Consider the following 5,658-nt stretch of genomic DNA (forward strand, 5'->3'; position numbering starts at 1 on the left):
TCGGAAACGCGGCCTCCGGCAATTTCGGCGGCGGCAATTCGGGGACCGACAACATGGGCTTCGGGAACTCCGGCGGCTTCAACACGGGCAGCTTCAACGCGGGGACGTCCAACACCGGCGACCTCAACACTGGCGACTTCAACACCGGCTGGGCGAACTCGGGCGACACCAACACCGGCGGGTTCAACACGGGCAACCTCAACACCGGCTTCTTCAGCGCGATCACCCCGGCCGGCGTGGTGAACTCCGGGTTCGGCAACACCGGCACGGCGAGCTCGGGATTCTTCAACTCGGGCTTCAACGACTCGGGCTTCATGAACGCCGGTATCGGCGGGTTCAATTCCGGCATCCACAACACGGGCGGTGGCGTCGACGTGGGCATCAACAACACCGGCGTCTTCGACACCGGCTTCGCCAACAGCGGCAGCGATGTCACCGGCATCATGCTCGCCGGCCTGCTCGCCTCGGGCATCGCGAACGTGGGCAACTTCAGCTCGGGATTCTTCAACCATGCAAGCTCGCTGGCGGGTTTCTTCCGGTGATGACGATCTACGACCCCTGCTGCGCCGATCTACGAGCTCTGGCCGACGTAGTTGGCGCCGCCACATCGCACCGTTGAGACTGTGATGCCAGACTTTTCGTTGTTGCCGCCGGAGATCAACTCGGCGCGGATGTACGCCGGTGCCGGGGCCGGACCGTTGTTCACGGCAGCGGCGGCGTGGGACGGGCTGGCCGCCGAGCTGCGAGCGTCGGCGGCGTCGTTTCACTCGGTGATCTCGGGTCTGATCGGCGGCCCGTGGTCGGGCCCGGCGTCGGAGGCGATGGCCGGCGCGGCGGCGCCGTACGCGTCGTGGCTGTCGGGTTCGGCCGCGCAGGCCGAGGCCGCGGCGGCGCAGGCGCGGGCGGCGGCGACGGCGTTCGAGGCGGCGCAGACCTTGACCGTGCACCCGGCCGCCGTCGCGGCCAATCGCACGCAACTGATGGCGTTGGTGTCGACCAACTTTCTGGGCCAGAACACGCCGGCGATCGCGGCCACCGAGTTCGGTTACGTCGAGATGTGGGCCCAGGACGTCGCCGCGATGGTCGGCTACCACGCCGGTGCGATGTCGGTGGCCGCGGCGCTGCCGCCATTCGCTGCGCCGCCAATCAGCCTGGCGGGCGTAGTCTCCCAGGCCGCGGACGCCGCCTCGCCCCTGGCGGACCTCCTGCAGTCGCTGGTTTCCGGGGCGCCCCTGCAGTCGCTCTCATCGCTGGCGCAAGTCGCGACGCTCCCGATCAGCATGCTGATGTCGCCGATCATGTCGCTGGCGCAGGGCGCGAACGCCGGCACCGCGGGCCTGGCCAACGCCGCCGCGGTCGGGGCTGACGTTCCGAAGTTTGTCGATAGCACCGCCCCGGCGATGAAGCCGCTGGGCGGGGCGGCGGGCCTGGGGCCGGCCGCGTCGGAGGGCCTGGGCCAGGCCCGGTTGGTGGGATCGATGTCGGTGCCCCCGACGTGGCAGGGCTCGATGCCCGCCCGCATGGTCAGTGCGGCCCTGTCCGGGCTCGGCGGCGAAACGCCCAGCGGCGCAGCGGGAGTCGGCGCCGGCATGGGCGGCATGCCGATGATGCCGATGCCGATGGGTGGCATGGGCGCCGGAACGCCCGGCGGGATGCTGGGCCGCGGCGGGGCGAGTCCGCATGTGCTGCAGTCGCGGCCCAGCGTGGTGCCGCGCGTCGGGGTCGGATAGGGCGGAGGTGAGCAATCAGGCCTTTCGGACGCGCCGCCGAACATGTTGTGGCGGCTTGTGATTGGACAGAAATTCACTTGTTGAAAGGAGACCGTGGTGACCACACGGTTCATGACGGACCCGGACGCGATGCGGGCCACGGCGGGCCGGTTTGAGGTGCATGCGCAGACGGTCGAGGACGAGGCGCGCCGGATGTGGGCGTCGTCGCAGAACATTTCGGGCGCGGGCTGGAGCGGGGCGGCCCAGGCGACGTCCCACGACACGATGGGGCAGATGAATCAGGCGTTTCGCAACATCGTCGGCATGTTGCACGGCGTTCGCGACGGGCTGGTTCGCGACGCCAACAACTACGAGCAGCAAGAGCAGGCTTCGCAGCAGGCACTGGGCAGTTAGGAGATTTCGCGATGACGATCAACTACCAATTCGGTGACGTCGACGCTCATGGCGCGCTGATCCGGGCCCAGGCGGCGTCACTGGAGGCCGAACACCAGGCCATCGTGCGGGATGTGTTGGCGGCGGGGGATTTCTGGGGAGGCGCCGGCTCGGTGGCCTGCCAGGAGTTCATCACGGCGCTGGGCCGCAACTTCCAGCTGATCTACGAGCAGGCCAACGCGCACGGGGCCAAGGTGCAGTCCGCGGGCAGCAACATGGCTAGCACCGATTCGGCGGTGGGCTCCGGCTGGGCCTAACCCGATGCTGCGGCACAAGGGATTTGGCGATCCGTTCTTCGGCGGGTCGCCAATCCTTGCGCGGGGGTACGGCGCCGCGTGTTACGCGTTGTCTCGCGTGGCGTTGCTCTACGGGATCGGCTTTGTCGGGAACGTCGCGGTTCCGCGAAGTGTCGACGATGCGGTGGGGGCGCCGCTTGGCCAAGCGATCGCGGTCGATCTGATGCTGCTTGGCCTGTTCGTGGTGGGGTACCGCGTCGTGCCGCGGCCGTTCGAACGGGACACCGACGCGCTGTTCGGGAGCCTTGCGGTGTTCCTGCTGTACTGGCAATGGCGCGTGCTGCCCACGGTGGTCTGGGCTGTGCCGTCACCGGCGGGCCGGTTGGGGCCGCACGTCTTGTTCTGGCTGGGATACGCGATCGTCGGGTTCCGGGCGAACGGCATTCGGCGCCTCGACCGGTTCGAGCTCCGGGTCAAATATTGCATGTGGCGTGAAAAGCGCTACGGTCGGACGGGATTCGGCTCCCGGCTACTGCGCTGGCCGGCTCGGCACCCGGTCGTGTCCGGCTTCGTCGTCGCGATGTGGGCCACGCCGGTGATGACGGCCGGGCACCTGCTCGTCGCGGTCGCCGCCACCGCATTCACCGTGGCGGTGGTGCGCGGGGAAGAACACGGCTCGCGGCGACGGACGGCGCTCGCCGCCACGGTTATCGCCGAACTGTCCGGCACCGCGTTTCCGGCGCTGCGGCGGGCGACGGTCTTCCCGGGGGCCCCGCTCAAACCTGCGCCGTCGCCGCCGCGGCGGCGTCCGCCGTCATCACTTCGGTGGCCGCCCGCTCGCCGGAGCGGATCGCACCGTCTACCCACCCGCACATGATCGCCGAGCTCTCCGTGCCGGCCCAGTGCACCCGGCCGCAGGGTTCGCGCAGGGTGTATCCGAATTCCGTCAGCACGCCGGGCGGGGCGTGGCTGATCATGCCGCCACCGGAGTAGCGCTCGGTAGTCCAGTTCTGCTCGTGGAATTCCAGCGGTGAGTTTGCCCTGCTGCCGAACCGATCGACGAGTTCGCCGATGACCGCCGCTTTCCGATCGGCCTCGTCCATTCTTGTCAGCCGGCGCGCGGCCGGTCCCTCGGTGATCACGCACATGATCCCGGGGTCCGCGGTGTTCGTGCAGGCGTCGATGGTCAGCGTCGCCGGGGTTCCCGGCGCGGCCGACTGACCGCACAATCCGTCCGCGCGCCAAAACGGCTCGTCGTAAATGATCGAGATCTTGATGACCGAACCGCTTGGCATGCGCTGATGCAGCAGCGCACGATCCACCGGCAAAAGCGGTTCGTACGCAATCGAACTGGCGATCGCGAGCGGGATCGCCACTATGGCCCGCCGCGCCCGCACCGTCAAGCCGTCGGCGGCGACCGTGACGCCGCCGACGTCCTGGGTGATCTGGCGGACGGGCCGCGAAAGATGCAGCGCGTCACCGAGTTCCGCGGCGATCGACCGATAGATGGCGCCCATCCCTCCGACGGGTCGGGCGTCCTGGGCGCCGCCCTTGCCGGAGATGACGAACGTGGGGCCGCCGCCCGAGCCCATCTGCGTCAGCGCCCACAGCAGCGACGTCTCCGACCCGGCCGAGGTGTAGACGCCCGACAGGGCCATGTCCAGCATCTCGCGGGCGGCCTTGGACATGGTGTTGTTCTCGATCCATTCCCCGAGGCTGATGCGGTCCCACTCGGCGGCGCGCTTCGCCTCCCACGGCGCCTCGCGCGGAATCGATTTGCACATCTTCTCGATCGACAGCAAGCCGATCCCGAGGTTGGTGACCGCCCACGGGCTCATCGACCAGGGAATGGTGCCACCGTAGCGGTGCTTCTTGCCGTCGAGGACCATCATCGCGTCGCCGTCGTTGTGCTGCTTGTATTCCGGCACGCCGAACTCGTCCATCATCGCGTAGATGCGATCCTGGCCCGGCCCGACCCAGGCACCGCCGCGGTCGATCCAGGTGCCGTCGTCGCGAGTGACGGTGAACGTGCGACCGCCGATCCGGTCGCGCGCCTCCAGCAAGGCCACCGAGCGACCCGCCTGCTTCAACCTCAGGGCGGCCGTCAGACCCGCGAACCCGGCCCCGACCACGCAGTAATCGACATCCGACACGACTGGCTCCTTCACCTAGTCCGCCCCAGCAGCAAACTACACCGATCGCAAGACCGGCAGTAGCGTGTTCACCCGGATTGCCCGCGGAATTCAAACCCGTTGGCGCGAGGGGTCAAAGGTGGTGGGCCTGATTGCCGCCGCGGCGTTTGGCGGTGTACATCGCGCTGTCCGCGACGTCGATGAGCTTTTCGATGAGCCCGGGGACGTCGGAGACGCCCATCGGGGACAGTTCGGCGGTGGCCGTGCCGATGCTGGCGGTCAGTCCCTGAGGAAGCGCCGCGATGGCCGCGCCCAATTGCGCGGCGATCGGCTCGGCGCTCGGCGACGAGCCGGTGGCGGCGATGAGAAACTCTTCGCCGCCGGCGCGGCACAACACCGCCGTCGGTGCCACCTGTTGCCGCAGCACGTCGGCGACCGCGATCAGCGCGCGGTCGCCCGCCGCATGGCCGAAGCTGTCGTTGATGCGCTTGAACGCGTCGAGGTCGATCATGACCATGGTCAGGTGGGTGTCGTCGGCGCGGGGGTCGCCCAGCCTCCGGGTGAGCGCGGCGATGAACCCGCGGCGGTTGAACAACCCCGTCAGCGCGTCCTCGTCGGCGCGCTCGGCGTAGGTGCCCATGGCCCGCGACATCCCCCGCATTGCCAGGGGGAACGACAGGTTGAGCATCGAGACCACCCAGAACGCGGCAAGCCCGGTCCCGATGTCGGACTCACGAGCCAGGTGCACCCCGGTCGCGACGGAGACCATGGCCGCCAGGGCGGCGCTGAACACCAGGAATTTGTTGCTGTGGAAGAGCGCGACATAGCCGCTGTTGGTGGCCATGGCGCAGCACCCCACGGCCGCCAGCGCGGCGGTCGGCTGGGTCAGGCTCCACGCCGCGATGCACGTCCCGGCGACCACCCCGAAAATCTCGGATTGGACCCGCGTCGGCCACCGCGTCAACCAGAAGACACTGACCGCGACGACGAAGACCGCGGCGACCGCGTCGACGAGCACCACCTCGGCCGTCGGCGGATGGGTGCTGAGCATGGTGGTCACCGGGACGAGCGCCGATATCGAGGAGATGGCAGCCAGGCTCCACTGCGTCGCGCGGAGCAGTCCACGCT

General features: G+C 69.0%; 7 protein-coding genes. 5 read left to right on the forward strand and 2 right to left on the reverse strand.

The features are described 5' to 3' along the window. The 5 genes from A5673_RS15555 to A5673_RS15575 form a co-directional block, all read left to right on the forward strand. A partial coding sequence (locus A5673_RS15555) for a PPE family protein (RefSeq protein ID WP_197518389.1) occupies window positions 1–542 on the forward strand: 542 nt, incomplete at its 5' end. Window positions 543–626: 84 nt separating this feature from the next. After that, window positions 627–1,730, forward strand: a complete 1,104-nt coding sequence (locus A5673_RS15560; protein ID WP_068233912.1) for a PPE family protein — start codon at window positions 627–629, stop codon at window positions 1,728–1,730. A gap of 96 nt (window positions 1,731–1,826) precedes the next feature. Beyond that, on the forward strand, window positions 1,827–2,123 hold the full coding sequence (locus tag A5673_RS15565) for a WXG100 family type VII secretion target (protein WP_068233915.1): 297 nt from the start codon (window positions 1,827–1,829) through the stop codon (window positions 2,121–2,123). An 11-nt stretch (window positions 2,124–2,134) separates the two neighbouring features. Beyond that, complete coding sequence (locus A5673_RS15570) at window positions 2,135–2,419, forward strand: WXG100 family type VII secretion target (protein WP_068233918.1); 285 nt, start codon at window positions 2,135–2,137, stop codon at window positions 2,417–2,419. A 4-nt stretch (window positions 2,420–2,423) separates the two neighbouring features. Continuing rightward, window positions 2,424–3,275, forward strand: coding sequence for a hypothetical protein (locus A5673_RS15575; RefSeq protein WP_068233921.1), 852 nt, complete (start codon window positions 2,424–2,426; stop codon window positions 3,273–3,275). Here A5673_RS15575 and A5673_RS15580 read toward each other — a convergent pair. Both A5673_RS15580 and A5673_RS15585 read right to left on the reverse strand, forming a co-directional pair. Beyond that, a complete protein-coding gene (locus tag A5673_RS15580; protein WP_068233924.1) occupies window positions 3,175–4,551 on the reverse strand; it encodes an FAD-dependent oxidoreductase in 1,377 nt (458 codons plus the stop codon). The genes A5673_RS15575 and A5673_RS15580 overlap by 101 nt on opposite strands. Before the next feature lie 112 nt (window positions 4,552–4,663). Continuing rightward, window positions 4,664–5,658, reverse strand: a 995-nt coding sequence (locus tag A5673_RS15585) for a GGDEF domain-containing protein (protein ID WP_156748270.1), incomplete at its 5' end; no start/stop codon positions are given.

The sequence above is a fragment of the Mycobacterium sp. E3198 genome, assembly GCF_001667015.1.
GTDB lineage: Bacteria > Actinomycetota > Actinomycetes > Mycobacteriales > Mycobacteriaceae > Mycobacterium.